This is a genomic window from Paenibacillus sp. P4_E11 (genome assembly GCF_056401635.1).
Map to the genome: position 1 here is coordinate 17,050 of NZ_JBFUIX010000063.1, position 24,533 is coordinate 41,582.

The following is a 24,533-nucleotide window of genomic DNA, read 5'->3' on the forward strand; positions in this document are numbered from 1 at the left end:
TCTATCCAGATTATCCCTGCATGAGTGCGATCATAGTGATCAGCAGCAGCGCGGATTCAAGTAGTTCGTTGATAGCCCCGTAGGTGTCCCCAGTTAGGCCGCCCAGCTTGCCTGCCATGTAGCGAGCCAGCAGCCAGCCGATTAGAGCCGTGGCGGCGGCAAGGGCGACTGTTATGACGAGTGCGGATAGGAGTGCGGGTAAGAGCGTGACTTCTGCGTTTACTATCCCTATATATAAGGTCAGCAGAGTGAGGGCGGTGGCCAATAGTGATGCGACCCAGCCCTCTCTGTAAGAGACCGTCGCAACGAGCCGCCCCATTCCCTCTCCCTGGCGAGCGTATGGCCAGCCCGCAATGGCCCATACCATGAACAACCGGCTCCAGATCGGAATCAGCACAAGCATAAGCAGGTCATGCCATTGCTGAGCATACTCCAGCCAAGCATATAGCAAGGCGGCTTTCAGCAGAAGTTGCCAGCCTCCGACGATGACGCCCATCGCTCCGACTCGACTGTCTTTCATAATCTCCAGCATCCGTTCTCTGGAGCGATGGCTCAGTACACCGTCCGCAGTATCCATTAACCCGTCCATATGAAGCCCACCCGTGAGTGCGATCCAGATTCCTAGCAGGAGCACGGCAGCAGGAGCAGCAGGAAGCAGTGAGTCGAGTGCGACAGCCGCGAATAATAGTACTAGTCCGATGACCGCACCGGCGAACGGGTAGAACACCGCGCTACGGCGGAACAATCGCTCATCATAATGCAGCTGTATAGGAATCGGGATACAGGTCAGAAATTGAAATGCAGCTGCAACTGCCTGCAGCCATACTATAGGCCGGAAAGTACCCATATGACTATGAACCCCCCTGTTAGCAGCAAGCTTATTCCGAAGCAGACCCGATTCGTTCGCCGAATGTCCTCTTGCTCCAGCTCTCTAGTCGGCCAGCCCATTCTGGCTCTATCGCTGATCAATTCCCCATAGTGATTCGTTCCTCCCAGTTGGATACCCAACGCCCCGGCTACCGCAGATTCCGGAATGCCACTGTTCGGGCTCGGGTGCAGATGCGCGAACTGGAGGATCGAGCGGAACGTCTTGCCGGTGGAAAAGGTGGGCTCGAACAAGCTGTACAAGACAATAAGGAGCCCAGTCATACGGGCTGGGACGTAATTCAGCACATCGTCGAACCTCGCCGATGCCCAGCCGAAGTGGATGTATTTCTCATTCTTGTAGCCGACCATCGAGTCGAGTGTATTAGCCGCTCTATAGAGCATGGCGAGCGGTGCGCCGCCGAGTAGAGCGAACACGAGCGGTGAAACGACAGCGTCAACAGTATTCTCGGACACTGTCTCTACCGTGGCTCGCACGATCTCCTTCTCATTCAGCGAATCGGTGTCTCGGCCTACAATGTAGCCGACATAACGTCGCGCTTCAGGCAGGTTGCCTTCGCTTAGCGGCTTGTACACCAGCGTCGCGGCATCGCGTAACCCCTTGACCGCAATCGTCGTGGAGATGAACCAGATGTTGACCGCATAGCCGAGCCAAGGATGTAGTTCGCGCGCAATCGCCCAGATTGCCCAGACAGCCAGGAACGACAACGAGACGGTGGCGAGCGTCAGGAGTATCCCTTGTACACGTAGACGTGAGGGGGACGGGGCGGACCGGGACTCGGGCTGGGACTCGGAAGTCGCTGGAGCCGCCTCCTCGCCGCGGCGAAGCCAGCCCGAGAATCGCTTGATGAAGCGTCCGATCCAGATGACGGGATGGGTAGGCCAGCGCGGATCGCCGATCAGCCAATCAAGAATGATCGCCGCAGCCACCATCCATGCGGTCTCTTGTATGGAATAGAACAGCATTCCCCGTTGCCCCCTTCATCTTGTGTGGATTGCGCTAGCGTAAATAACGGAAATTTTTTCCGTTATTGCTGAAACGGCTGACCTTTTAGATGAATTAGCGGAAAAAATTTCCGCTATTTCATTACATCATCCGTGAAATTGGTGATACATTTTGAATAGCGGAAAAATACTCCACTATTTGAGTTGCACAATCTTCTATTCGTTCATTAGCGGAATAAATTTCCGTTATTTCTGTTTCCGAACTTAGTAGTAACCACAAACTTTTATCCGTTATCTTCCTCTAAACAACTATATCAGTATGGGGCGGTCACAGTATAGTTGACATCTTCCATAAGAATGCTGCTAACAACCCGTCTATATGAATAGTATCCTCCTCTTGGAAGGGTAGCTCATTTAAGGAATAGGTTATAAGCTGTCCAGGGAAAATGCTTGGCTTTTGAGCTCAATCGGAATACCAGCCGTAACCAGAAACACCCTATCACTTACTTGCGCTAATCGTTGGTTCATGCGCCCCGCCAAGTCACGGTACACACGGCCCAACTTGTATGCAGGTACAATCCCACTCCCCACTTCGTTGGTGACAAGTACCAGAGACCCCTGAAACTGGCGGACCGCATCGACTAGCTCATCAAGCTTCTCGTCGATTAACGCTGCCAAACGCTCGTCCTCCTCGTGCGCCAGCACCCAGTTCGACAGCCACAGCGTCAGGCAGTCGACCAGTACGACAGTGCTGTTGGGGCCAGCGGCGCGTTCGGGCGTGGAGCCAATCGGTGCAGGCGTGGCGTGCTCGGGCGCGGAGCCAATCGGTGCAGGCGTGGCGTGCTCGGGCGCGGAGCCAATCGGTGCAGGCGTGGCGTGCTCGGGCGCGGGGCCAATCGGTGCAGGCGTGGCGCGCTCGGGTGCGGAGCCAATCGGTGCAGGCGTGGCGCGCTCGGGTGCAGTGCCGAGAGTCACAGGCGCGGTGAGCTTGGGCCCGAAGCCGGGCGGCGGGGCCGTGGCTTGCTCGGATGCGGAGCCGAGCTTGCCGAGCAACTCGGCAAGTCTTAGCGGCTCCTCCGCCGTCGCCCAGAAGCCGGGCGCGGCGCTGTCCCGCTGAGCGCGATGCTGGGCAACGCGGTCGGCCATCTCCGCGTCGAGCGCCTGCGCCGTCGCGACGTATGTGCCGCGCTCGCCCAAGCGTACGGCCAATTGCTCGGCGAACGCGCTCTTGCCGCTGCGTGCGCCGCCTGTTACGAGAATATGCCTCATCGTCATGTTCGTCCCCGCCCCTATTCCTTAGAAATGCCTGCACTTTCGAACGTGGCCATTTCGTTCATAATCTTCACTGCCGCTTCCACAATCGGGAAGCTCAAGACAGCGCCGGTGCCTTCGCCCAGGCGCATATCCATCTCCAGCATCGGCTTCAGCCCGATGCCAGCCAGGAGCTGCCGGTGGCCTTGCTCCTGTGACAAATGCGACGGCAGCATGTAGCCTGCTGCCACAGGCGACAGGCGGCTCGCCACTAGCGCAGCCGCCGAAGAAATGAACCCGTCGATCACGACGGGGCAGCGATGCGCGGCGGCGCCGAGGATCACGCCGACGAGGCCGGCGATCTCCAGGCCGCCGAGCGCAGCAAGCGTGTCGAGCGGGTCGCCCGCGTCGACGCGGTTTACTTCCAGCGCGCGGCGTACGACCGCGGCCTTGTGCAGTCGCTTCGCTTCGTCGATGCCAGTGCCGATACCGACTACGGTCTCGGCATCGGCACCGGTCAGCGCCGCGAGTAGTGCCGAACTCGGCGTGGTGTTGCCGATGCCCATCTCGCCTGTCGCGAACAGTCGGTAGCCGCGCTCAACAAGCTCACGTACCGTCTCGACGCCGGCCATGATCGCTTGAGCGGCTTCCTCCCGGCTCATCGCCGGCCCTACGGCGATATTCGCCGTTCCGTACTTCACCTTGCGGGACACGAGCTGTGGATGCGCCATGTCGGCGTTCACGCCAACATCCACGCATACCACATCCGCTCCCACATGACGGGCCAGTACGTTCACAGCGGCTCCGCCGTGCAGGAAGTTCAACACCATCTGTGGCGTCACCTCCTGTGGGAAGGCACTTACGCCTTCTGCGCACACACCGTGGTCGCCAGCCATGATAATGACCGCCTTGCGTGACAAGTCGGGGGCCAATGTGCTGGTAATCCCCGCCACTTGCCAGGCGATCTCCTCCAACCGTCCGAGACTCCCCGGCGGTTTGGTCAATTGATCCAACCGCTGCCGCGCCGCTAAGATAGTCCCTTCATCCAGCGGATGAATCTGCCCAACCCAATCCGTCACGAGCTGTTCTTGTTCGCTATTCACCCTACTGTTAGTCATCCCCAAGCCCCCAATACCAAGTTTGTATACTTCCATTCACGAATAGAGGAACTCAGTTCTTCTATTCGTGATATTATCGCGGCGTTAGCAAGAATAAGAGAACCCTGTTCTTCTATTCACGAGTTTCTTGTCTAGTATATTGTTACTTGGACGTAATAGAGGAACTCAGTTCTCCTATTCGTGAGATTGTTCCATTGTTTATACAAATAGAGGAACTCAGTTCTTCTATTCTCTGGCATTCAGCTTTCTACATCCTGTATTTCCGTTCAGCACTCAAACATTCGGACATCGCCATTTGGAGTTCGTTATTTAGTTGTTGGTTCGTGTTTGGCGTTCAGCATTCGGTGTTCGGTGTTCGGTCTTCGGCATTCAGCATTCGGTGTTCACCGTTCAGCATTCGATCTCCGATGTCCATCCTTCACGCGCCCCTACACCCCTCAAACCCCAACCCACCCGGGCTGCAGCATAATCTGTGGCACGCCACTCACAGGATGCGCCGTAATGATCGGCTCCGTCCCATAGACGGCAGCGATCAGCTCTCGGCGTATCACCTCGTGCGGAGTGCCCACTTGCGCTACGGCGCCATCGTGCAGCACAAGCAGCCGGTCGCAATACTGCGCCGCCAAGTTCAGGTCGTGCAGCACAGCGACGACTGTCAAGTCGGCCTCCGTCTGCCAACGCCGAACGGCGTCCATCATCTGCACCTGGTAGCCGATGTCGAGATACGTCGTCGGCTCATCCAACAGCAGCAGCTTGGGCTGTTGTGCCATCACTTTGGCTAGTGCGACACGCTGCCGTTCGCCGCCACTCAGATGCTCGAGCGTCCGCTCGGCGAGATGGAGCAAGCCCAGCTTCTCCATAATGCCGTCGAGCAGCACGGCCTGATCCTCCGCCTCGTCGCCCAGCCAGTTCTGGAACGGAAACCGTCCCATCTCCACTACGTCCCGAACGGTGAACCCGATCGCAGGCAGAGCATCTTGCTGCAGCACGGCCACCCACTGGGCCATCTCTCGGCGTGAATACGTCCCGATTTCCCGTCCATCCAGCCGAACCGTACCGGATTCCACCGACTCCACACCTGACAGCAGCTTCAGTAAAGTGGACTTTCCACTACCGTTCGGCCCGATAATCCCGAACAGCTCCCCACGATGTACGGACATCTCGACGTCCTTCAAGATCGGCTGACGGTCAAACGACTTGCAAACGTTATGTACAGCAATCATCGTACTCCATCAGCCCTTCATCGTTTTCTTGTGCTTACTGAGTAAATACGCGAAGAATGGCGCTCCCAGAAAAGCAGTGACTACGCCTAACGGAATTTCTGTCGGACTGAGCGCCATCCGAGCCACCGTGTCCGCCCACAACACGTATATACCGCCGCCTATCATTGACAAGGGGATGATCAATCGATAATCAGGGCCAACTATAAGCCTCACCAAGTGCGGAGTAATCAGCCCCACAAACCCAACAACCCCGGATACCGACACTGCTGCAGCCGTCAGTAGGGTCGAGAACACCAGCACCAGCTTTTTCGTACGCTCGACCGGAACACCCAGATGCGCAGCCTGTCTTTCTCCCAGAGCAAATAAGTTCAACGATCGCGAATATATAACTAGCACCACGAATCCAATGACCAAATAAGGTAATACAACGATTGAATAAGACCATCCACGAAGCGCCAGACTGCCCATCAGCCAGAACAAAATCTCATTCACAACACGATTCGACAGCGACACCATAAACGATACCATCGCCCCAAGAAAAGCCGACACCACAACACCGGACAGTATCATCGTCTCCATTTGGAACTTGCCCTGGAAGTTAGCCAATCGGAATACAATCCATAAGCTGATCAAGCCCGTCACGAACGCCACAACCGGAATCGTCCAGTTCCCCAACAACGCATACTGCAGCCCGAATAATATAAGAAAAGCCGCTCCCACGGAAGAACCGGACGCGACACCAAGCGTGTAAGGGTCTGCCAATGGATTGCGCAGCACGCCTTGGAACCCGGCCCCAGCGAGCGACAAAGAAGCGCCTACCAGGATGCCAAGCATAATTCTAGGGAATCGCACCTTCAGCACGATCTGTTCGGACGATTCCGGCCACACAGGGTGGATCCAGTCCCCTACTACCGGTATATGATGCAGCAAAATCAGCCATACGTGTGAAATCGGAAGTCGCGCCGATCCCATCGACAAGCTGATAACCATAGAGAGAACAAGGAGAAGCATCCCTGCTCCTCCCCACAATAACAGCTTTTTCCTCATCCTTATTTCACCAGATCCGGATAGATGGCTTTGGCAATATCAGTCAACCCTTGCGTTACGCGAGGACCCGGGCGGGACAACAGGTTATCGTCCAGACCGACTACGCGGGCATTTTTGAGCGCGTTGATTTTATCCCAGCCGCTGCGGCCGCGAATCGTTTTTTCCAAGTCCGGCACCCCTTTGGCGAACAATATGACATCCGGGTTCGACTGAATAATTTTTTCTTCGCTGATCTTTTTCCAGCCAGTCAAGTCAGATGCTACGTTCACCCCGCCTGCCAGCGTGATCAGATCGTCCATGAACTCACCCTTGCCGACTGTCCAGCCGGGAGAGAATTCGATGTATACTTTTTTCTTCTGATCGTCCTTCAACCCTTTAACCGCATCGACGACCTTCTGTTTCTCGGCTTTCATTTGCGCAATGACTTTGTCTGCCTGCTCCTGGGTATCGGTAATTTTACCATATACAGCTATACGGTCCATCGTTTGATCAACTGTCTTCGGTTCTACAGAGAATAAGTTCAGCTTCAATTCCGTCAGCTTCTCCACCGACTTCTTGTTAAGGGACAGCCCTGCGAACACAATGTCCGGATTCGCCGCAATGATCGCCTCCGTGTTGCCCTGCAGGTTGCCCATCTTCGGCTTCGTTTTGGCTTCTGCCGGATAGTCGTCGTATTCGGTTACCCCTACTATTTTACTGCCCAATCCTAGTGCGAACAACACTTCTGTTTCACTAGGTGAAAGAGATACGATTCGCTCAGGAGCTTTGGCGAACGTCACTTCCTTACCGGATGCGTCCTTCACCGTCAACGGATAAACAGTCTTCTTGCTATTCGCTGCTGTCGGGCTCGGTGCTGGCGTTGATGCCGCAACCTTGGCAGGTTCTTTCACGCCCTCTTTCTCTTTGTCTGCACAGCCGGCCGCACTTAGCGCGACCAGTGCCGCCACAAGCCATATGGCCAATTGTTTCTTCATGCTCAATCTCTCCCCGTCTAACAATAGTTGAGAGCTTGCTTCGCCAGAATAACATGGACACACGCTAAGAAGGAATGTCTAACAAACAAAAACCTCTATCCAGGTGGACAGAGGTTCAGCAAATCGAAGGAAACGCCACAAACATCCATCTTCCGCGGAAGTATGCGAACATTCATTTTCCTGATTCAGCCGGTCCTTTTCCTCGAAGGATTCCATGAGCTTTACTCCATACAGGCAGGTCTCCTGACTTATAGGTTGCTGACTTTCCTCGCCTTCCCATCCTCACGGACAGTGGCTTAATTGAAGAAAATCCCTATATTACAGTGGCGGGACCGTGTCGGATTTGCACCGACTTCCCTTTTAACCGCATGATCGCTAGCAATTGGCTGAACTTGTGCGGCACCTGTTGGGTGTTCCAAAGTATTCGTTTGATCAAGCTTCACGCTATGAATTATAGTTCATGACCTTCATTCTGGCAAGTGTTCCCGATAGTCCTGATTTGTCCTGATAGTCTACTCTCGTGCTCCTAGTAAATATTTTTATTGGATTTATAGTAATAAAATGGTATAACCGAGATGATTTCCTACTCTGAGCATGGAGGCTCAATTCATGATTTTACGTCGAACCTTAGCTTTATCCCTTCTCTGCATCCTGTTGTTTTCCGGCAACGCATTGGCCGAGGACAAAAAGTACAATTGGATCGAAGGCGGCAAGCCCGTACAGCTTGGGAAAATAGCATCCCTGGATCTGGGCACGGATTTCGTTTTTCTTGATTCGGACAACACGAAGCTCATGATGACAGATAGCAAAGACTCACCTAGCGGAAGAGAGATTGGCAGCGTCTACCCGAAAGACCCTAAGCAAAACTGGATCGTCATATTCGAGTATGCGGAGTCCGGACACATCAAGGATGAGGAGAAGAGCAAGATTGATGCGGATGCCATATTGAAAAGCTATAAGAAGGGAACGGAAGAATCCAATAAAAACAGGACCAAGGAAGAGCAGCTCTTCGTAACGGGCTGGGACATCAATCCTTTCTATGAGGACAAAACTCATAATCTGACTTGGTCGATGCTCGCGGAAGATGCACAGAAAGTACCGCTGCTCAACTACAACGTTCGTTACTTGACACGAACCGGTTATATCTCAGCCGTTCTAGTGTCCGATCCCGCGCATCGTGATGCCGACCGCAAAGTATTGACCGAGCAAATCTTGCCGAAGTTGACCCCTACACAAGGACAACGGTACGAAGATTTCAACGCCTCAACGGACAAGGTGTCCGAGTTAGGATTAACCGCACTCATTCTCGGGGGCGCAGGGTTGGTTGTCGCCAAGAAGGTTGGTCTAATTGCGTTGATCGTGCTGCTAGCCAAAAAATTCTGGATTGTCGTTGTAGTTTTACTAGGTGCTGGTTGGAAATTCGCCAAAGGAATTCTCAATCGCAGACAGCAACCCAATCAACAGCCTCCAAATATTGAAAGTTGATTCATTCCACACCCTAGTTGAGTAAAGATCGGCATGGTGTGACATCCTATAGAGGAGCGTCAACATCATAGCGAATAGGGGGTTTTCCCAGTGACCACGTCCAAAAGACTTCGAGAAAACGCGAGCAAAATGCGCAAGCAAACGCAGCACCCTCATGGGAAAGTTAAATCTCTGAAGGAACTCTCTGAAGAATAGACGAATCGCCGCTTATGAAGTCTGTACGCTTGGCAAGCCGGAAGAGCCCTGCTCCTCCGGCTTTTTCTTATACCGTGCGAATCCCGGAAGAACACGAAACCATCTCCCGTTCACCGAGAGATGGTTTTGTATTCTATACTTTTCTCAACCTTTAGATCAAGTTCACTTGCTTCATGCAAGCTTTCACAATCTCCTGACGCTCTGCATTCAGTGGCTTCATATAATCAGGGTGGAACGATCCTTCGAATCCGAGCAGGTTCATCGAGTGAGTGAAGGCTGGGAATACACCGACTTGTATGAACGTATCGCGTACTAGTAAGATGTCATCCAATGCTTGAGCAGCCGTTACGCTGTCGCCTTTAGCCAGTGCCTTGTACATTCTGGACCCTATTGCCGCAGTACAGCTGAACATCCCGTCCAGATTTTGTCGGATTCCATACGCGTAAGCGGCATCGAACAGATCAAGTCCACTGAACATGACGCTGAACGCAGGATTGACGGAAGCCTTAAGTCTCGACAGCACACGTGCGGTCGTCAAGTCACCTGTCTTGATCCCGGCTATATTAGGAACAGTCATCAGCTGTGCCGCAGTATCTGCTGTGATCTTACTCTGTGTCACGACGGTCAGATCATACAAGTAAATAGGGAATGGTGATGTTGAGGCAAGTGCCGTGAAGAATGCCTTGATATCCTCTTGGGACATCGGATAATAGTAAGGCGTAGTCATGACGACTCCGTCAATATCAAGTCCTCGCAGCTCTTCGATTCTCTCCTTCACGCGACCGATCGAATTGTCCATTACACCGACAAGGACTGGGCTTGCGCCTTTCACGGTATCAACGACGGTACGGGCAATACGAACTGGTTCACTTGCTTTAATATACGGTTGCTGTCCCATCGATCCCATGACCAGGAGCGCCGCAGCGCCCGCTTGGACTTGATCCTCAACATGACGCTGTAAACTCGAAACGACGACCTCTCCCGCATTGTCAAGCGGAGTGCCAAGTGCTGTAATAAATCCATCAATATGCATACATTTTCTCTCCCTGTAGTGGCTGTAAGCCTATTTTTTTAGGTTTCACAATAGTGGTCGATCAGCTTCCCCTGAAATCGCCATTTATAATATGGTCAGACCACAAGAGACAAAACGCTCAACCATGGTTTGCATGTTCCTTCCATTTCAAATCAGCACGGCTGGTAATCACCCGACCTGTCCTGGTCTTACCATCCTATACCCTTATGTTAAGTTTACGAGTTTCCGCCACATTCGTCAATACTATTTCACCAACTCCTAACCGAATTCGTCATTACCGAACAAATGTAGAAGCCACTGGGCATTCTTCACTGCTTCAATGGTCGAAGCTATGCGAAGTCCACGGATATGGGGCTTTTCCAAGCCATATAAAAAAACTGAATCCCCCCTATGCGGTGAGGCGATTCAGTCTTCTGGTTGGTACAGGAATATGGATTTGATTAGCGGTGTCTATTGCTTAATGGAATTCCATTTGTTTTTTGCGGGTAGTGCCCAAAGTCTTTATCTTTTCGGACAGCCCCCTTTTGTATGTATGGTCTATTATTGGCCCCAATAGAACGTGAGCGAGATTTGACGAGAGTTTCCCCCAGCATCCGTTAACGTGCCTGTTACATTCATTTGGTTCGAGTTGTTGCCGAGAATCTTCAGCTTACTGACGGACAAGCCGTTGTGTTGCGCATCCAAGCTGCCGAGGAAGTTGATCAGGTCCAAGGACGCCGCGGTTCCCCCGGTTAGATGCTGCGTGAATTGCAGGGACGCATAATTCGCCAGGTTTACGCCTTGCACAGATGTGACCCTAAATGTGGCGTCTTCATCCGACGTGATCGTTCCCGATGTTAAGTAAGCGTTGGACGCCAGACTGATACTGCCGCTGCTCCCGCTTGTGATTGCCACATTGTTGCCGTTGATGGTAGCTGCGATGATGCTCGGTGCGGTCGTGTCTTCCTGTGTTGGTGTTGGTGTTGGTGTTGGTGTTGGTGTTGGTGTTGGTGTTGGTGTTGGTGTTGGTGTTGGTGTTGGTGTTGGTGTTGGTGTTGGTGTTGGTGTTGGTGTTGGTGTTGGTGTTGGTGTCTTCGTTGGCGTTGGTGTTGGTGTTGGTGTCTTCGTTGGCGTTGGTTCAGCTGATTGTTTAGCCTCTACGTACGCTTGTTGTCCGCCATACGCGCCCACGACAAGATCAGAGCGGGTAGCAAGACTGCCTCCGTCGCTTCCCTTCGGCAGAATATTATTGTCCACTGCTTGCTTGATGGCATCGCTGTACCAAGGTGTACCCGTTGTGTCTACTTTTTTGCCTAACCCTTTAACTAAAAGTGTAGCCATTTGCCCCAAGGTCGCACTGTCACTTGGAGCGAAGGTAGTATCTGTCATGCCATCGATTAATCCAGCCTTTTTCGCCGCTTCGATATAGGGAATAGCCCAACCGTTGGCAGCGTCGTCACTCTTCACGTCGCTAAAAGACGAGGATTTGACAGAGTTGTCGATTTTAACGCCGTAAATCGAGGCCACCACTTTGGCCATTTGCGCCCGCGTCATATTCTGATCGATTCCGAAAGAGTCCTGACTGACACCGTCGAAGACACCTTTTGACAGCAACGCATCTATTTTGGCCTTAAGCGCTGCATCGATGCCCGCCAAATCTTTAAAATCAGCCGACGTTTTTGAGTCTGCTCCGGCGACTACACTTGGCAAGAGCAGAACAAGTCCTAACGGTAGCAGCAACCACTTTGAAAACTTCTTTTTCATTTACAATGTTCTCCTTTTCATTTAGTAAATTTTTGCTAAGACTTTATATCGGTTTATTCATCTATTTTGTTTAGCTCGGCAATAAAATATGGTGTGGAAACCTGCCATCACTTGTGGTATGGTTCAGCATATCATCATTAAAAGCGAAACTCCCGTACGAACAGGTTGTACATTTACACCGGTACGGGACTCGTCTTATGTCATGGCAGCCTTCGCAGACCAGTAGCTTAAATCCATTCTTCGGATTGCCACAACCTTGGAATTTGCTCACTTCTTTTTCAAATTGGAACGGATCTTTTTTCCGTGCTTCTCCACGAATCGATCCCAGTGTCTATTCTCATCAAAGAATATGCGTTTTAGAATACGGCTCCATACCCTTACCAAAATGTGAATAAAGGATGAAGCCCCCTTCACCTCAAAAACTTATAAACTAAATTCTAATAGGTCAAGGATAAACGCCTAACGGCGTCCTTTGACGCCGTGCGTTTGCCGAGACGATGAACAATCAGCGGAGTTATACTTTCTGAATCGTCAAAAAAAGAGGAACCTAGGTCCCTCTTTCGTTATCCGATCGGAACATATGTCGGATGTCCGCTGGTCTTATTTCTCCATGATGGCTTTCAGCACTTGCTTGGACTTTTCCTTGTCTTTAGCTCGGAACGGGATGTAGGCGATCACTTCGGAGCCCTTGTAACCCAAGTCCTTCAACCACTTAGTATTCGTAACCGGAACGCCATATAACGTACCGTTGTACACACCCACTGGATAATCTTCTTTCTTGAACGTATCGTCCAAACTAATATACCCTTCCTGGCTAGCGAATATGTCGAATTGCTGCTTCGGCACGATGAACAAACCATTATCTCCCGCCGCAAGCTCTACAACCAGCTTATCCAGACTGAACATCGGGCTGACGAATAATGATACGGTTGGCGTCTCTCCGACCTTATCCTTAAGTGATGCTTCCATCTCGTCGCTCTTGTTGAAAGGTGCATTTTCTGGAAACATGACAAACACTGGTACGTCTGATTTCGGTCCGCCGCATCCGGCCAATACGCTAACAATTAAGACAATTACGATGGCAAGCGACCACTTCTTCTTCCTCATCTGCCGTTTCTCCCCTTAGGTCCGTATCCTCTAACATTCTCTACTCTCCAATTCTTGCAACTCTATCATATCATAATGGAGGCTACGGATAAAACGCCAGGTTCCCCCTTCGTTGGAAAAAAGTAAGACCTAGCAGGAAAACCCCGCTAGGTCTTTGTCGTACGAGTTCGGTCCATCCCCTACTACTTGGACTTTCTCATGAATTCATTAATCTTATCATCCAGTTTACGGCTAATTTCCACGACGATCTCGGCAGTGAGTGACTGGTTATCCAGGAAAGCCTGCTCCATCGTCCTACGCAATCGAACAATTTCATCTTCCAACGAGACGGGTTCCGGTTGTTCCGGCTTTGAGGAATTCTTCTTGAGACGGTATGACCAACGAATCGGTTTCGATTGCTCCTGTACCAGACTGTGATTGGATAATCGAACCATACTTGTTTCATAATACATAGAAATCCCTCCTTCCGTTTCAATCTTTGACAAAGATCGCTGTTTGCTGCATGGCAATTATGACCATTATACCAGAAATGAACAATTTTCGAGAGTGCCTAATGCACTATCCCTACTGCATTCCGCTGTCTATCCGACTCTAATTTTGTCGACAAAAGTAGAGATCCGATCCAGCGCCTCGGTTAACTGAGTTGTAGAGGTCGCATAGGAACAGCGGATGTAACCCTCTCCTCCTAGACCGAACACTTGACCGGGCACTGCCGCAACCTTGCCTTCAAGCAACAGTCGCTGACAGAACTCCTCCGAAGTAAGTCCGGTTGCAGCGATAGATGGGAACGCATAGAAAGCACCTTGAGGTTCATGACATTCCAGCCCGATTTCGCGGAACCCTTTCACGACTAATCGGCGTCGCTGGTTATAGGCTTCCATCATCCGTTCCATCTCATCCATCCCGTTCGTCAACGCTGCATAGGCAGCGACCTGGCCCATAACGGGTGCACACATGACCGTGTATTGATGAATCTTGAGCATAGCCGCGATCAGCTCGCGGTGCCCACAAGCATAACCCATCCGCCAACCGGTCATCGCGAATGCTTTGGAAAAACCGCTGACCAGAATGGTCCGGTCCTTCATGCCCGGCAATGAGGCGAAGCTGACATGCTTTGTTCCGTACGTGAGCTCTGCATATATTTCATCGGAAATGACGATCAGGTCATTCTCTTCCACGATCTTCGCAATCGGCAGCCAATCTTCACGGGTCATGATGCCTCCGGTCGGATTGCTCGGGTAACAGACGATCAACACCTTCGATTTCGGTGTAATCTTGGCACGCAGCGACTCTGGCGTAAGCTTGAATTCATCCTTGGCGAACGTCTCAATCCCAACCGGCACACCACCCGTAATCGCTGTAATCGGCGAGTAGGAGATGTAGCAAGGCTCAGGTATCAGAATCTCGTCCCCTGGACAGATCAGAGCTCGCAGAGCCAGATCAATCGCCTCGCTGCCCCCGATCGTAACAATGATCTCATCCTTCGGCTCATAGGACACCGTGAACTGGCGGTTCAGATAGTCGGCGATCGCTTCTCTTAATTCCGGCATCCCGGCATTGGGTGTATAAGCGGTTCTACCTCTATCGAGTGAATAGACACACGCTTCACGAACCCGCCACGGCGTTACGAAATCCGGTTCACCCACCCCAAGCGATATAATATCTTTACTAGCGCTCACGAGATCAAAAAACTTGCGAATGCCTGAAGGCGGAATATCGCGAACAACCGGTGACAAATAGTCGCTCATTGACTTGGCTGCAGTAGCCGTTCCCGGCTGTAACTCATCTTGTTTGATCATCGCCATCGCTTCCTTTATGGAGAAATCTGCATACGGTGGTCGTCCACGTGTTCCTCGAAGATGATCCCGTCTTGCTTATATTTTTTAAGTATAAAATGTGTCTTCGTCGAAAGTACACTCTCGATCGGCGAAAGTTTGTTGGATACGAACGCCGCGACTTCTTTCAAATTCTTGCCTTCGATTTCAACGAGCAAATCATAGGCGCCCGACATTAAGTATACCGATTTTACTTCTGGATACAAATAAATGCGTTCCGCAATCGCATCGAATCCCCGTCCACGTTCCGGCGTAATTTGCACTTCGATCAACGCCGTTACTTTCTCATCGTCAACCTTGCTCCAATTGACTACAGTTGCATACTTCACAATTACATGGTCCGCTTCCATCTCGTCAATCGCATCAATGACTGCTTGCTGACTCACGTCCAGCATCGTTGAGATGATATCGACGCCACGTCGAGCATCTTCCTTAAGAAGTTCCAGAATTTTATGCTTCAATTCATTCATCCAATCAACCCTCCCGATCCCTTTGCCCAGGCAAAGTTATTTTTCTGATGTTAGCTTTGACGATATATCCCATCATACATCAAACCTGTTTCCATGCWAAGAAAAAAACACCCCTAAGCCCCCCCCCAAAGTGAAGCGGAGGCTACGGAGTATAATCCGATTACTTTGCGGGGACCCACCCCCTCACTTTAAGGAGGAGTGACGGTGGATATGTTTGCGTGCGTGTAATAGCTTCGCGATCGTCGGGATCAAATCCCGGTTGCGGTACTCGGACAGCACGAATATTTCTGGCGCATGCCCCTGTGTACGGTCCCCAACCTTGATCTCCATGCTCAGATGTCCGAAGCCAACCAAGCGATTCTCATCATAAGCCGCTATATATCGGTCATTCGTATTAGACGTTTGTGCAGTAGCCTCTGGCCCCCTGTAGCTCAGCCCCAGCAACTGCTTCAGTTTGTTCGCATCCGGTATTCGATTGACGAATTCAATCATCACAATACTCACCTCAACATTAATGATTGTATTTACTTATAATTATGCATTAATTCGTATTTTAATACAATAGCAAGTGCAGAATTTTGCACCAATGTTCCACTATTCCCGTAGCCCTCGCTCCATTGTAGCCTTGCTCAATTGCGACTTCTCGTCCAGTCCAGTATACTGTTGACTAACGAATTGCCCGACGGAGGATCGAACGAACAATGCAAAAAGAAATGAATCTCAGTAATGCTCAAGCTTGGAATCAGCACGCCTATGCCGCATGGGAGAACCGCTTTGGCACCCCGGAGCAGGCAGCGGCACGGATCAAGCAGGATCCAGCCTCCCGTATCCGCTCCTTCGCGGCGTATACAGGTGAGCTGTCTGGCAAGAAGGTGGCGAACCTGCTCGGCTCGCACGGCGGCAAAGCCGTTCCGATGGCTCTTCTCGGAGCCGCCGTTACGATCGTCGACTTCTCGTCGGAGAACGCCAAATACGCCACTAGACTCGCTGAGGAAGCAGGCGTCCACATTCGGTACGTGATCGCCGATGTACTGGAACTACCGGAGGAAGAACTGACTGGCGACTACGATGTCGTGCTGATGGAGTTCGGCATCCTCCATTATTTTCTGGATCTCAAGCCGCTAACTAGCATTGCATCCAAGCTGCTTCGTCCAGGAGGACGACTCATCCTGCAGGACTTTCACCCTGTCTCGACTAAGCTGATCAGCTCACGGGGCACGACTGCTAACATTCGTAAGCACAAAGTTACCGGCGACTACTTCGACACTTCCATAGAAGAGACGGAAGTCGCCTACGCCAAGTTTGCCGGAACCGACCTTGCTGACATGTATAAAGTCAAGCTGCGGAAGTGGACGCTAGGCGAGATCGTAACCAATGTCGCCAGCGCCGGTCTGTTCGTAGAGCTTCTGGAGGAAGAGGCGAATGCTTCTTCTGATGTGTTCGACAAAGGGATACCTAAGACGTTCACCCTGGTCGCGAGAAAGTTATAAGCTGAGTTTCAGAACCAAATGCTATATGAGACCCATTAATAGTGCAGCACACCAAGAGGCCGGCGTCTATTTCGCCGGCTTGTTGATTACCCATGTCTCGATATTATCAATGCAGTATCGGTGCTCACCTTGCCATTTCAGGTGAGGATAACAGCATTGACCCGATACGCCGTCTTCGCCAATCTCGAAGCCAGGGTCGTATTCGATCGCCAACTGCGACCCGCCTCTATAAGTGGAAATTGCTGTAATCCGGTGACCACACGTCTGGCCGTCTGGATGAGTGACGACGATGTGTTGCCCATTCATTTTATGCGGAACTGGCTCTGCGGTTATGAGCCTGTTCTCTTCATCGCCATTTGCTTTTCTAGTAGTCCCGATAACAGTCCCTCGCAACGGTCCACTGCCCACAATCGCCGTGTCTCCAATTCTGAGCCGCGTTCCCCCAATTAGTCGCAACTGACTCACTCGCCCATCTTTTACCCGAATAAAGCCCATTCGTCCTTGAAGGAGCATATCACCGACGACCATCGGAGCATCCGAATCATTCGAGCTAAGTACATAATCCGTTACATTCTCATATGTGATCGCGACCGCTGCATTCCCTTGTCCGACCGATTCCACATTCAACTGCTCGATTCGCTTGATTCTCGGTTCTGCCCCAGTATAAGGCTCCATGACCGTTACGAATGTGCTACTCAGTTGTTGATGCCCTTCGCCTTCTCGCCTCAGCACGAACTTGGGCAAAAAATATTGAGTCAACTGGTCATTGATATCCGCCTTTTTGTTACGCGGTCCGCCTGTACGTGTCGTCCGTAGTGATGAGGATTTGCCTACGAACAATTCATTTCCGCCTGGCTCAACGAAGCCTGTAATATTCAGTTTAGCAGACTCTGACGTCCCATCCTCGGTGATCAGGGTCAGCCCGTATTTGCCGCTCTTTACTTCCGCTCGCTTCACGTCTTGCATGTACATATAGCCGTAATACTCCCCACCCGCATGACCATAATCGTATTCCGTTGCAGGCTCGACCACTAGGGTCCCTGGCGGCACCAGATAAGGTCCATAATCGGTGAGCTGGATTTCCGTATGCCATCGTGCATCGACATTAGCGGCACCGTTCAACGTATACTCATGGCGGCGACCACCAACAACCCGGAATAGATCGACCAAGTAACCCTCCTCATCCGCTGCACCCTCGAATCCGATCCACCAGAGCTCACGCGTGTATTGCTCGGTTTTCGGATAGGCGGATTCCTGGCTGGCCTTAACGATCTGGAACGATTGCTCGACCGGAGCGAATACCATGACATTGCCCCCATGCCGCGAGAGGCCAGAATTGCACGCCATATCTCGTCCATCTACGACGACTGTGTTATGGGCGAAGGTGGACACGTACAGCAGACGATGTCTCGTATAAGTGTAGCCAATATCCGGCAGCAGCTCCTTCCCCTTCGCATACATAATCAATCCCAACGGATCAGCATGGTGATGCCCATACTTAGGTGAGAAATGTAACACAGCCTGTGATTGTTCGACTCCGGCCCCCGCGGCAAGCTTGGCTACCCGTACTGATGGAAGCAGCACTGAACTTGCTCCTCTTGACGGCTGTGTGAGCTCGTCGGATGCCCAGGTGTCGCCAAGCGGGATGTACTTGCCGTCCGGGTATGTCAACAGCCTACCGAGGGTAATGGATTGAGCAAGCCCTGGGAACAGCCCTTGTAAATCCAGCTTGTCGAACCGCAATCCATTACGTGGCGATAGGTAACCAACCGGATCGCTCCAACCATTCAGTTCCTTGATCGCCTGCTGGAATCCATGCACGCTCTGCTCGTGATAGCTAAGCGACACTTCGTTCCAGAACCCGTCGGCTAGGAACTGGCTCTCGTAAAACTGCTTCATCAACCTTACAGCCCTGTGAATGAGGTCAGGCTCCCTGAGTGCTTTTCCAAGCCGAATGTAGCCCAACCATATCAAATAATCGAGGTTACCGTTAATCACAACATAGCTCGTCACGAACGCCAGCTCCTTCAGAAGCAGGTCGTTCACGAATCTATGCTCTACATCCTCCCCAGTCTCTCGACTCAGCATCTCGAATGCGTTCGAATCACGAATGATGGCGTATGTCTCGATTATCGGGGTCAGTTCATACAGTTCCAGGCAGAACCAGCGGGCCATTATACCGCCCCAATAAGGATAAGGCATCGTTCGTGATGCATGAACCGGATAGTTGCGCCAAATGTAATCGTTCACTGGCACGTATCCATCGTACAACTTTACCCATTGGTATAGCAGACGGGCAGCACCTAACGGATCGGTGAGGGCGATCTCCTTGGTCGCTGACAGCGCATAACGCTTCTGCTCATACCACAGATGAGCCGTGATGAAATAGCGTCGGCCATCTTCACCCTCATGGTATGGATAGACGACCTCTTCGCCCTTCGAGTTGTGCACGACGAGTCGGCGATTCTCAACGTATTGCTCGTTCGGGTACACGATGCTGTCCTTGACCGACACAAGCTGGTCCGGCTTATCGGGATTGAACGTGTAGACGGCGTCCGTCCGAGTCAGAGGATCATGCGGTACACCCGTGAACAGGAATCCCGGCTGCGCAGGCATGATCGCCATTACGCGCTTCACGATAGCAGAAGCAGGTGCATGCTCGACCCGTTGCGATGGATGTGCAACCCCGTCCGCTTGCTCTGTCGAGCAGAACGGGTCCACGTCAGCTTGCCCGCTCGAGCGGATCACTTCGTTGCCGGCTGCGATCAACGCCTCCTCCTCGAAGGCGACTATTCCACAGTACGCAACTCCACCCTTCCCCTGAGGCATGAACCTTAAATGCAGTTGAATCATACCTGACTCAACGAGGGGAGGCGATAAGAAGCGGGCAATCCAGCTGCCCCCTCCCACTTCAACTTCCTCCCATTTCAACTGCGTCACCTCGGCATCGACCATCCGTCCGGAAGGCTGCCTCCAGCGAATTTGCAGCGCTGCACGCCGTTCCACATTGGCCTTAACACATTCTTCAGAATCACTAACATCATCAAATGAAAGTTCTTTCTCATGGTGATCGATATAGCGAAGATCAAATCTTTCCGGCTCCCACATCTGCTCTCCACCTGAATTCACGATTCCTTCCTCCACCTGTCCTGCATAGGAATCATTAAGGAACAACAGACTGCCCATCCGCCCCTGTCCTGCTGCGTTGTAGCCGACGACATAGTTGCGTAGCTCATCCGGTTTCGTATTAATGGCGTTGTCCATGTAGTAAGACTGCAATAGCGGTACCCATGAACTCACCGGCTCATCGCCTTCTTGGTAGCGGATTGCGTTGAATCTCCATTCTGTCCCTGGGAGGATGTACTCGACACCCAAGGAATGGAAGGATATGATTACAAGAGCTTCCCAACCAAGCTCCGTCCGATTTATCTCAAGCTGGTAGTCCTGTTCAACAAGTGGCTTGCGCCATTTGATCGGACCTATTGTGTCCCAGTTGGTTAACAGGTTCAGACCCGCTTCTTCCTCTGTCTTTCGATTGGAGAACCGCACTGGAATTTGCACATACTCATCCCCAGCCGCCCTCGGACTTAGTAGCAGATCGATCTGTTCCAACCGCTCCTGGGGGCATGACCGTTCCCCTCCCGGTAGCACAGCGATCACTCGTATATATAGACAATCCCGGTCGCAGGCGATCTGGATCTGTGTAACCAACCTCGCCTCCGTTCCCGAGCCTAATGTTCGGAAGTCAGACAAGTAAGGGATGGACTCCCATTGGATACTACCTCTTATAAGCTCCTCTGCAGCCTGTATCGGCCTTATGGCTGGGACAATCCCCCATTTGTTCGTCCAAACTGCCTTCACATCGCCTTTAGCGCCCACATCCTGTGCAGACGGTACCTCCATCAACCAATCTCTCACGATTACGATCCTCTCCGTCTGTTTCAACTAGATTGTATTTTACGATATAATAAAATGAGATGATTGAAAACCTTTTCATTGCGGAGGAATATCCAGATGAGCATACTTCTTCACCCCAAATATCCCCTCCATGTAGACTTACAAATTACGAACCTGTTCACGTTCTATTATTTTGAGCTCCCCCGCAACTATACGACCGTTCATAGCCAGCACGATTTCTGGACAATGTGCTATATGGTCAAGGGGGAAATGCAAGTTTTTTTCGACGATTCCACCAAAAACTTGAAACAAGGTGACATCATTTTTTACAAACCGCAAACGCTATACTGGGGGTGTACGTCTGCCCATCCGCCCAACTTGATGATCGTCACATTCGATTGCACTGCATCCGGCATGGAATATTTGGCCAACGTTTCGTTTCCGCTCCTGGCAGGCGAAAAGCCGATTGTGTCTACTATATTGAACGAAGCTTACGAATCATTCGAGCTATTAACGCAGGATTGCATCGTCCTCCGCAAACAGGACGCTCCGTACGCCGGGGAGCAGTTAATCAAAAACTATTTGGAAATCTTACTTCTCCAGTTCATCCGCAGACGTTCCTCTACCACAGTAAGCTCGCCAGAACAGGAAACCACCGGAATTACACATGACAACAGGAAGAACAGCCTACTCGCCAATATCGTGAAATATATGCGCGAGCGTCTGTCCTCCCCGTTGACCGTGGAAGAGTTATGCAGGCATTTCGGTATCGGAAAAGCCCAGCTCAGCTCCTCGTTCAAGGCGAAGACCGGCCTCGGAGTCATGKAATATTTCAAAATTCTCAAGACCGAGGAAGCCAAACGACTCATTCGCGAAGATAACCTGACCATTACGGAAATTTCCGATTCATTAGGTTACAACAACGTGCAGTATTTCTCCAAGCAATTCAAACGACTCACGGGTATGAAGCCGACGGAATATGCCAAAACCTTGGACATCAGCTTCGGAAGAGGCTTATCCAGCTTAACTGCCGTCTATTCCGATCCGTTCTCACCAACGGTCAAGGAATCATGAGGGGAGCCGCATGGCTCCCCTTTTGATGTATAGCAGGTTTACTTGATCGTCTCCAGCAGAGCGGCAACGTCCTTGTTGCCTTTCTCCTCCGCTTCGCGAATCGCTGTATTCATGTCCTTCTCCCCCAGGAGAACTGCGTTCCAGGAAGGCAGGAAGGAGTTGTAAGCTTTTGTCGCAGAAATCAGCTGAGCTTTGGTCGACATCGCGATTGGGGCAAAGTTTTTAGGCAGCAGCGCATTGATGTTCTTACCTTTCATGTATGGCGCGTTTGCACCAAAATCCTTCATCACCGCGTCGCGGTTTTTCAGAGCCGGGAACATTGCGTTCTTGGCCAGATACGTCTGGAATTCGTCGGAAGCCAGATACGAGATTACTTCGAACGCTTGCTCTTTGTACTTACTCGTCTTCGTGATGTAGAAGAAGGTCGGATAACCTTGCGGACCAACGTCTGGTTTGTCTTTCAATACCGGGTACGAAGCTACGTCCCAATTCATCGTATCTTTGTAACGAACGGTTGAGAATGTGGACAGCCCTAGGAACATAGCCGCTCTTTTGTCTTTGTCGAATAGGTTGACTTGGGATACGTGGTCCACATTCGTTTTATCAACGCCATTGCCAGGAAGCGAGTAGAACTTCGACATTTGCTCGAACAACTTCTTGAAGGTGTCGGTGCTGAATGTCACTTTATTCGTCGATGCGTCTGTGTATGGCAGGGAGTATTGGTTCATGATGATGTTGTGCGACATCGACTGCGCCAAGCCTGGGTATTTCACATTGCCTTCTGTGCGAGACATTTGCTTCGCCAGATCGTACAGTTCATCCCAGTTCAGGCCATCCTTCGGATATTTCACACCGAACTTGTCGAACAGGTCTTTGTTGTAGTAGAGTGTCATGGATGTGTTGAAGACTGGGATGCCGTAAATACCACCGTTGGCAATTTTTTTCTGAAAATCGATAGCGGTCGGCTCCATCCGACTCAAGTCGAAGTTGTACTTTTTGACGAGATCGGAGATGTCGGTTTCAAGTCCATATTGCAGCAATTCGGACGTCTGCCCGCTGGAATAGTACAGGATGTCGAGCGTTTCATTGGCGGTAACCATCTTCGACATCACGTTGTTCGCGTTGTACGGGAGGAACTTCACTGTGACATGAGGGAATCTCTCCTTGATCTTGTTGCCGAACATGTTCATGAACCCGTCATTGTCGAAGTCACCGGATGCGGAGTAGAATACGAGCTCGACCGGATCTTTCTTCGGTGCTGGGGTTACGGCAGCTGCAGGGGGTGCCGAGCCAGGCGTGGCTGCACCTTTGTCACTGCTTTCATTCTTGGCCTCATTGCCTCCGCCGCACGCCGCCAGCAGCGTCATGAACCAAACGCAGACGATCAGTAAGCTTAGTCTTTTCTTCACCATTGTTTCCGACCCTCCATCTTTATCATTTGTAAGCTAGTATCGCTTTCAAAATCAGTTTAGAAGATGACCGGGCAAATAACAGTGTAATAAAGTCTGATTGTTTTGCTATTTCAGCTTCTATCGAGTTAGGCGGTTAACTCTCTCGCTTTTTACCTTGGGTAGCCACACTCACCTGTGACGGAGTAATAGAGAGACAGTTATTCGGAGGCGTTCTGCCTAAAGCAACTCATAGAGTTCATCGAGGATGTCGCCTAGAAAGCCGATAAGAAAAGATCACACAACTCTTCCAAACACAACCAGTCTCTTGAACCTCTCATGACTAAAGTCACGAGTTTCTTGGGCAGCCCCTCTAAACACAATCTCCTTTCGTTGTGGAACACACCTCAATTTTAGTACACAAGTTCGTCATAAAATAATGTTTGTACTTGATTCCTAAACATTTTTCGGATCGTTGACGAGTCTTATGACGCACCTTATCCGAAGTTTTCTAACTCATGACTAAAGTCACGAGTTTGAGAGACCTCGTTCCTTAAGTTTGATCTTAATTTTTTATACAATGGCACTTGGAACTATTTGTCGAAAATATGTGCTATCATGATAGTGTTACTACAGTTGGATTATTATGGTGTTTACATAAATACGCTTCAGCTCACTCAAAATYGTAGCAACTCATCAAGGTTGCTGGCTGCTATTAGGGCTGAAGAATATGTATGTGGCTAATAAACTCTATATAGGGGGTGATTTTTTCTGTTGAATCCCTATGGATTCAGACTAACTGGATTAATAACAGGTATGGAACATAGTTTTAAAAAGCGGGCTAGTATAAAGCAGTTGAACATTAATAGCTAGGGAGACTCCATAACTATGGGAATATCAAGGTTTATATCGGGAACGAAAGTGAGCATTAAGTTGAAACGACTCTCCATTTGGTTAGTAACATGCCTAGTTCTATCAAATTTATTCTCTTTCCATGCATTAGCCGTATCGCCGACGGATGCGGCAACGCCAGACATCAACACACAGCCGGTAGGTACAACGGTCGATCAGGGCGGCAACGTCACTCTAAGCGTAGCGGCTACCTCTAGCAAAGGAACGCTAAGCTACAAGTGGTACCGAAATACCCAGGATAGCATGATGGGCGTCTTCGAAATACTGAATGCAAAGAGCTCCTCATACACCGTACCGACTTCAAGCCCCGGCGACACGTACTATTATGTGGTCGTAACGAACGAGGACAACACTGTAACCGGCAACGTATACGCTTCGGCTATAAGCAACAGGGTCAAAGTTACCGTTAACGCGCTGACGAATGCGGCAACGCCAGACATCAACACACAGCCGGTAGGTAC

The 24,533-nt window shown here is 51.0% G+C and carries 20 protein-coding genes, 3 pseudogenes and 1 riboswitch; of the genes and pseudogenes, 5 read left to right on the top strand and 18 right to left on the bottom strand.

All coding sequences use genetic code 11. From position 1 onward, the window contains the following. Positions 1-10: 10 nt before the first annotated feature. From cobS to AC1DWB_RS21785, 8 genes and pseudogenes are all read right to left on the bottom strand, one after another. Complete coding sequence (gene cobS, locus AC1DWB_RS21750; RefSeq protein WP_477543188.1) at positions 11-847, bottom strand: adenosylcobinamide-GDP ribazoletransferase; 837 nt, start codon at positions 845-847, stop codon at positions 11-13. Then, the gene (cbiB, locus tag AC1DWB_RS21755; RefSeq protein ID WP_477543189.1) at positions 826-1,851 is read right to left on the bottom strand and encodes an adenosylcobinamide-phosphate synthase CbiB; all 1,026 of its coding nucleotides are present in this window, start codon (positions 1,849-1,851) and stop codon (positions 826-828) included. The genes cobS and cbiB overlap by 22 nt, the downstream gene beginning before the upstream one ends. Positions 1,852-2,256: 405 nt before the next feature. Next, a complete protein-coding gene (locus AC1DWB_RS21760) occupies positions 2,257-2,805 on the bottom strand; it encodes a bifunctional adenosylcobinamide kinase/adenosylcobinamide-phosphate guanylyltransferase (RefSeq protein WP_477543208.1) in 549 nt (182 codons plus the stop codon). Positions 2,806-2,880: 75 nt separating this feature from the next. Then, positions 2,881-3,105 (bottom strand): annotated as a pseudogene (locus AC1DWB_RS21765) (bifunctional adenosylcobinamide kinase/adenosylcobinamide-phosphate guanylyltransferase); the annotation flags it as partial. A 14-nt stretch (positions 3,106-3,119) separates the two neighbouring features. Next, complete coding sequence (gene cobT, locus AC1DWB_RS21770; protein WP_477543190.1) at positions 3,120-4,199, bottom strand: nicotinate-nucleotide--dimethylbenzimidazole phosphoribosyltransferase; 1,080 nt, start codon at positions 4,197-4,199, stop codon at positions 3,120-3,122. A 437-nt stretch (positions 4,200-4,636) separates the two neighbouring features. Beyond that, a complete protein-coding gene (locus AC1DWB_RS21775; protein ID WP_477543191.1) occupies positions 4,637-5,422 on the bottom strand; it encodes a heme ABC transporter ATP-binding protein in 786 nt (261 codons plus the stop codon). Positions 5,423-5,431: 9 nt separating this feature from the next. After that, the gene (locus AC1DWB_RS21780; protein WP_477543192.1) at positions 5,432-6,469 is read right to left on the bottom strand and encodes a FecCD family ABC transporter permease; all 1,038 of its coding nucleotides are present in this window, start codon (positions 6,467-6,469) and stop codon (positions 5,432-5,434) included. Between the two features lie 2 nt (positions 6,470-6,471). Beyond that, a complete protein-coding gene (locus tag AC1DWB_RS21785) occupies positions 6,472-7,443 on the bottom strand; it encodes an ABC transporter substrate-binding protein (RefSeq protein WP_477543193.1) in 972 nt (323 codons plus the stop codon). Between the two features lie 216 nt (positions 7,444-7,659). Next, a riboswitch (cobalamin riboswitch) is annotated at positions 7,660-7,865 on the bottom strand. 187 nt (positions 7,866-8,052) lie between these two features. Here AC1DWB_RS21785 and AC1DWB_RS21790 point away from each other — a divergent pair. Beyond that, complete coding sequence (locus AC1DWB_RS21790; protein WP_477543194.1) at positions 8,053-8,928, top strand: DUF2167 domain-containing protein; 876 nt, start codon at positions 8,053-8,055, stop codon at positions 8,926-8,928. Positions 8,929-9,018: 90 nt separating this feature from the next. Then, positions 9,019-9,123 (top strand): DUF6254 family protein, encoded by a 105-nt coding sequence (locus AC1DWB_RS21795; protein WP_477543195.1) that lies wholly within the window; start codon positions 9,019-9,021, stop codon positions 9,121-9,123. A 151-nt stretch (positions 9,124-9,274) separates the two neighbouring features. Here the strand turns inward: AC1DWB_RS21795 and AC1DWB_RS21800 are convergent, their stop codons facing one another. From AC1DWB_RS21800 to AC1DWB_RS21835, 8 genes and pseudogenes are all read right to left on the bottom strand, one after another. Next, on the bottom strand, positions 9,275-10,156 hold the full coding sequence (locus tag AC1DWB_RS21800; RefSeq protein ID WP_477543196.1) for a dihydrodipicolinate synthase family protein: 882 nt from the start codon (positions 10,154-10,156) through the stop codon (positions 9,275-9,277). 540 nt (positions 10,157-10,696) lie between these two features. Beyond that, entirely contained in the window at positions 10,697-11,899 is a 1,203-nt protein-coding gene (locus AC1DWB_RS21805) for an S-layer homology domain-containing protein (protein WP_477543197.1), read from the bottom strand. A gap of 151 nt (positions 11,900-12,050) precedes the next feature. Then, a pseudogene (locus AC1DWB_RS21810) lies at positions 12,051-12,283 on the bottom strand (transposase zinc-binding domain-containing protein); the annotation flags it as partial. Positions 12,284-12,499: 216 nt separating this feature from the next. Next, positions 12,500-13,006 carry a hypothetical protein gene (locus AC1DWB_RS21815; RefSeq protein ID WP_477543198.1) on the bottom strand — a complete coding sequence of 169 codons (507 nt, stop codon included), beginning with the start codon at positions 13,004-13,006 and terminating at the stop codon, positions 12,500-12,502. A gap of 182 nt (positions 13,007-13,188) precedes the next feature. Beyond that, positions 13,189-13,458 carry an aspartyl-phosphate phosphatase Spo0E family protein gene (locus tag AC1DWB_RS21820; protein ID WP_477543199.1) on the bottom strand — a complete coding sequence of 90 codons (270 nt, stop codon included), beginning with the start codon at positions 13,456-13,458 and terminating at the stop codon, positions 13,189-13,191. A 129-nt stretch (positions 13,459-13,587) separates the two neighbouring features. Beyond that, on the bottom strand, positions 13,588-14,805 hold the full coding sequence (locus tag AC1DWB_RS21825; protein WP_477543200.1) for an aminotransferase class I/II-fold pyridoxal phosphate-dependent enzyme: 1,218 nt from the start codon (positions 14,803-14,805) through the stop codon (positions 13,588-13,590). Between the two features lie 14 nt (positions 14,806-14,819). Further along, positions 14,820-15,311 (bottom strand): Lrp/AsnC family transcriptional regulator, encoded by a 492-nt coding sequence (locus tag AC1DWB_RS21830; protein ID WP_477543201.1) that lies wholly within the window; start codon positions 15,309-15,311, stop codon positions 14,820-14,822. A 183-nt stretch (positions 15,312-15,494) separates the two neighbouring features. Then, a complete protein-coding gene (locus AC1DWB_RS21835) occupies positions 15,495-15,803 on the bottom strand; it encodes a hypothetical protein (RefSeq protein ID WP_477543202.1) in 309 nt (102 codons plus the stop codon). A 209-nt stretch (positions 15,804-16,012) separates the two neighbouring features. On the opposite strand from AC1DWB_RS21835, the gene AC1DWB_RS21840 reads away from it, so the two are divergent. After that, positions 16,013-16,801: a class I SAM-dependent methyltransferase gene (locus AC1DWB_RS21840; protein ID WP_477543203.1), complete on the top strand. Its 789-nt coding sequence runs from the start codon at positions 16,013-16,015 to the stop codon at positions 16,799-16,801. 66 nt (positions 16,802-16,867) lie between these two features. Here AC1DWB_RS21840 and AC1DWB_RS21845 read toward each other — a convergent pair whose 3' ends face one another. Continuing rightward, positions 16,868-20,719, bottom strand: a complete 3,852-nt coding sequence (locus AC1DWB_RS21845; protein WP_477543204.1) for a heparinase II/III domain-containing protein — start codon at positions 20,717-20,719, stop codon at positions 16,868-16,870. Between the two features lie 96 nt (positions 20,720-20,815). On the opposite strand from AC1DWB_RS21845, the gene AC1DWB_RS21850 reads away from it, so the two are divergent. Next, complete coding sequence (locus tag AC1DWB_RS21850) at positions 20,816-21,772, top strand: AraC family transcriptional regulator (protein WP_477543205.1); 957 nt, start codon at positions 20,816-20,818, stop codon at positions 21,770-21,772. A gap of 38 nt (positions 21,773-21,810) precedes the next feature. On the opposite strand, the gene AC1DWB_RS21855 is transcribed toward AC1DWB_RS21850, so the two are convergent. Then, a complete protein-coding gene (locus tag AC1DWB_RS21855) occupies positions 21,811-23,184 on the bottom strand; it encodes an ABC transporter substrate-binding protein (RefSeq protein WP_477543206.1) in 1,374 nt (457 codons plus the stop codon). A gap of 864 nt (positions 23,185-24,048) precedes the next feature. Between AC1DWB_RS21855 and AC1DWB_RS21860 the strand changes: the two are divergent. Then, a pseudogene (locus AC1DWB_RS21860) lies at positions 24,049-24,533 on the top strand (hypothetical protein); the annotation flags it as partial.

Coding starts and splice junctions, on each gene's coding strand:
- cobS (WP_477543188.1), bottom strand. CDS start 847: ATGGGTACTTTCCGGCCTATAGTATGGCTGCAGGCAGTTGCAGCTGCA.
- AC1DWB_RS21815 (WP_477543198.1), bottom strand. CDS start 13,006: ATGAGGAAGAAGAAGTGGTCGCTTGCCATCGTAATTGTCTTAATTGTT.
- AC1DWB_RS21835 (WP_477543202.1), bottom strand. CDS start 15,803: ATGATTGAATTCGTCAATCGAATACCGGATGCGAACAAACTGAAGCAG.
- AC1DWB_RS21830 (WP_477543201.1), bottom strand. CDS start 15,311: ATGAATGAATTGAAGCATAAAATTCTGGAACTTCTTAAGGAAGATGCT.
- AC1DWB_RS21805 (WP_477543197.1), bottom strand. CDS start 11,899: ATGAAAAAGAAGTTTTCAAAGTGGTTGCTGCTACCGTTAGGACTTGTT.
- AC1DWB_RS21780 (WP_477543192.1), bottom strand. CDS start 6,469: ATGAGGAAAAAGCTGTTATTGTGGGGAGGAGCAGGGATGCTTCTCCTT.
- AC1DWB_RS21840 (WP_477543203.1), top strand. CDS start 16,013: ATGCAAAAAGAAATGAATCTCAGTAATGCTCAAGCTTGGAATCAGCAC.
- AC1DWB_RS21820 (WP_477543199.1), bottom strand. CDS start 13,458: ATGTATTATGAAACAAGTATGGTTCGATTATCCAATCACAGTCTGGTA.
- AC1DWB_RS21825 (WP_477543200.1), bottom strand. CDS start 14,805: ATGATCAAACAAGATGAGTTACAGCCGGGAACGGCTACTGCAGCCAAG.
- cobT (WP_477543190.1), bottom strand. CDS start 4,199: ATGACTAACAGTAGGGTGAATAGCGAACAAGAACAGCTCGTGACGGAT.
- AC1DWB_RS21800 (WP_477543196.1), bottom strand. CDS start 10,156: ATGCATATTGATGGATTTATTACAGCACTTGGCACTCCGCTTGACAAT.
- AC1DWB_RS21785 (WP_477543193.1), bottom strand. CDS start 7,443: ATGAAGAAACAATTGGCCATATGGCTTGTGGCGGCACTGGTCGCGCTA.
- AC1DWB_RS21775 (WP_477543191.1), bottom strand. CDS start 5,422: ATGATTGCTGTACATAACGTTTGCAAGTCGTTTGACCGTCAGCCGATC.
- AC1DWB_RS21855 (WP_477543206.1), bottom strand. CDS start 23,184: ATGGTGAAGAAAAGACTAAGCTTACTGATCGTCTGCGTTTGGTTCATG.
- AC1DWB_RS21790 (WP_477543194.1), top strand. CDS start 8,053: ATGATTTTACGTCGAACCTTAGCTTTATCCCTTCTCTGCATCCTGTTG.
- cbiB (WP_477543189.1), bottom strand. CDS start 1,851: ATGCTGTTCTATTCCATACAAGAGACCGCATGGATGGTGGCTGCGGCG.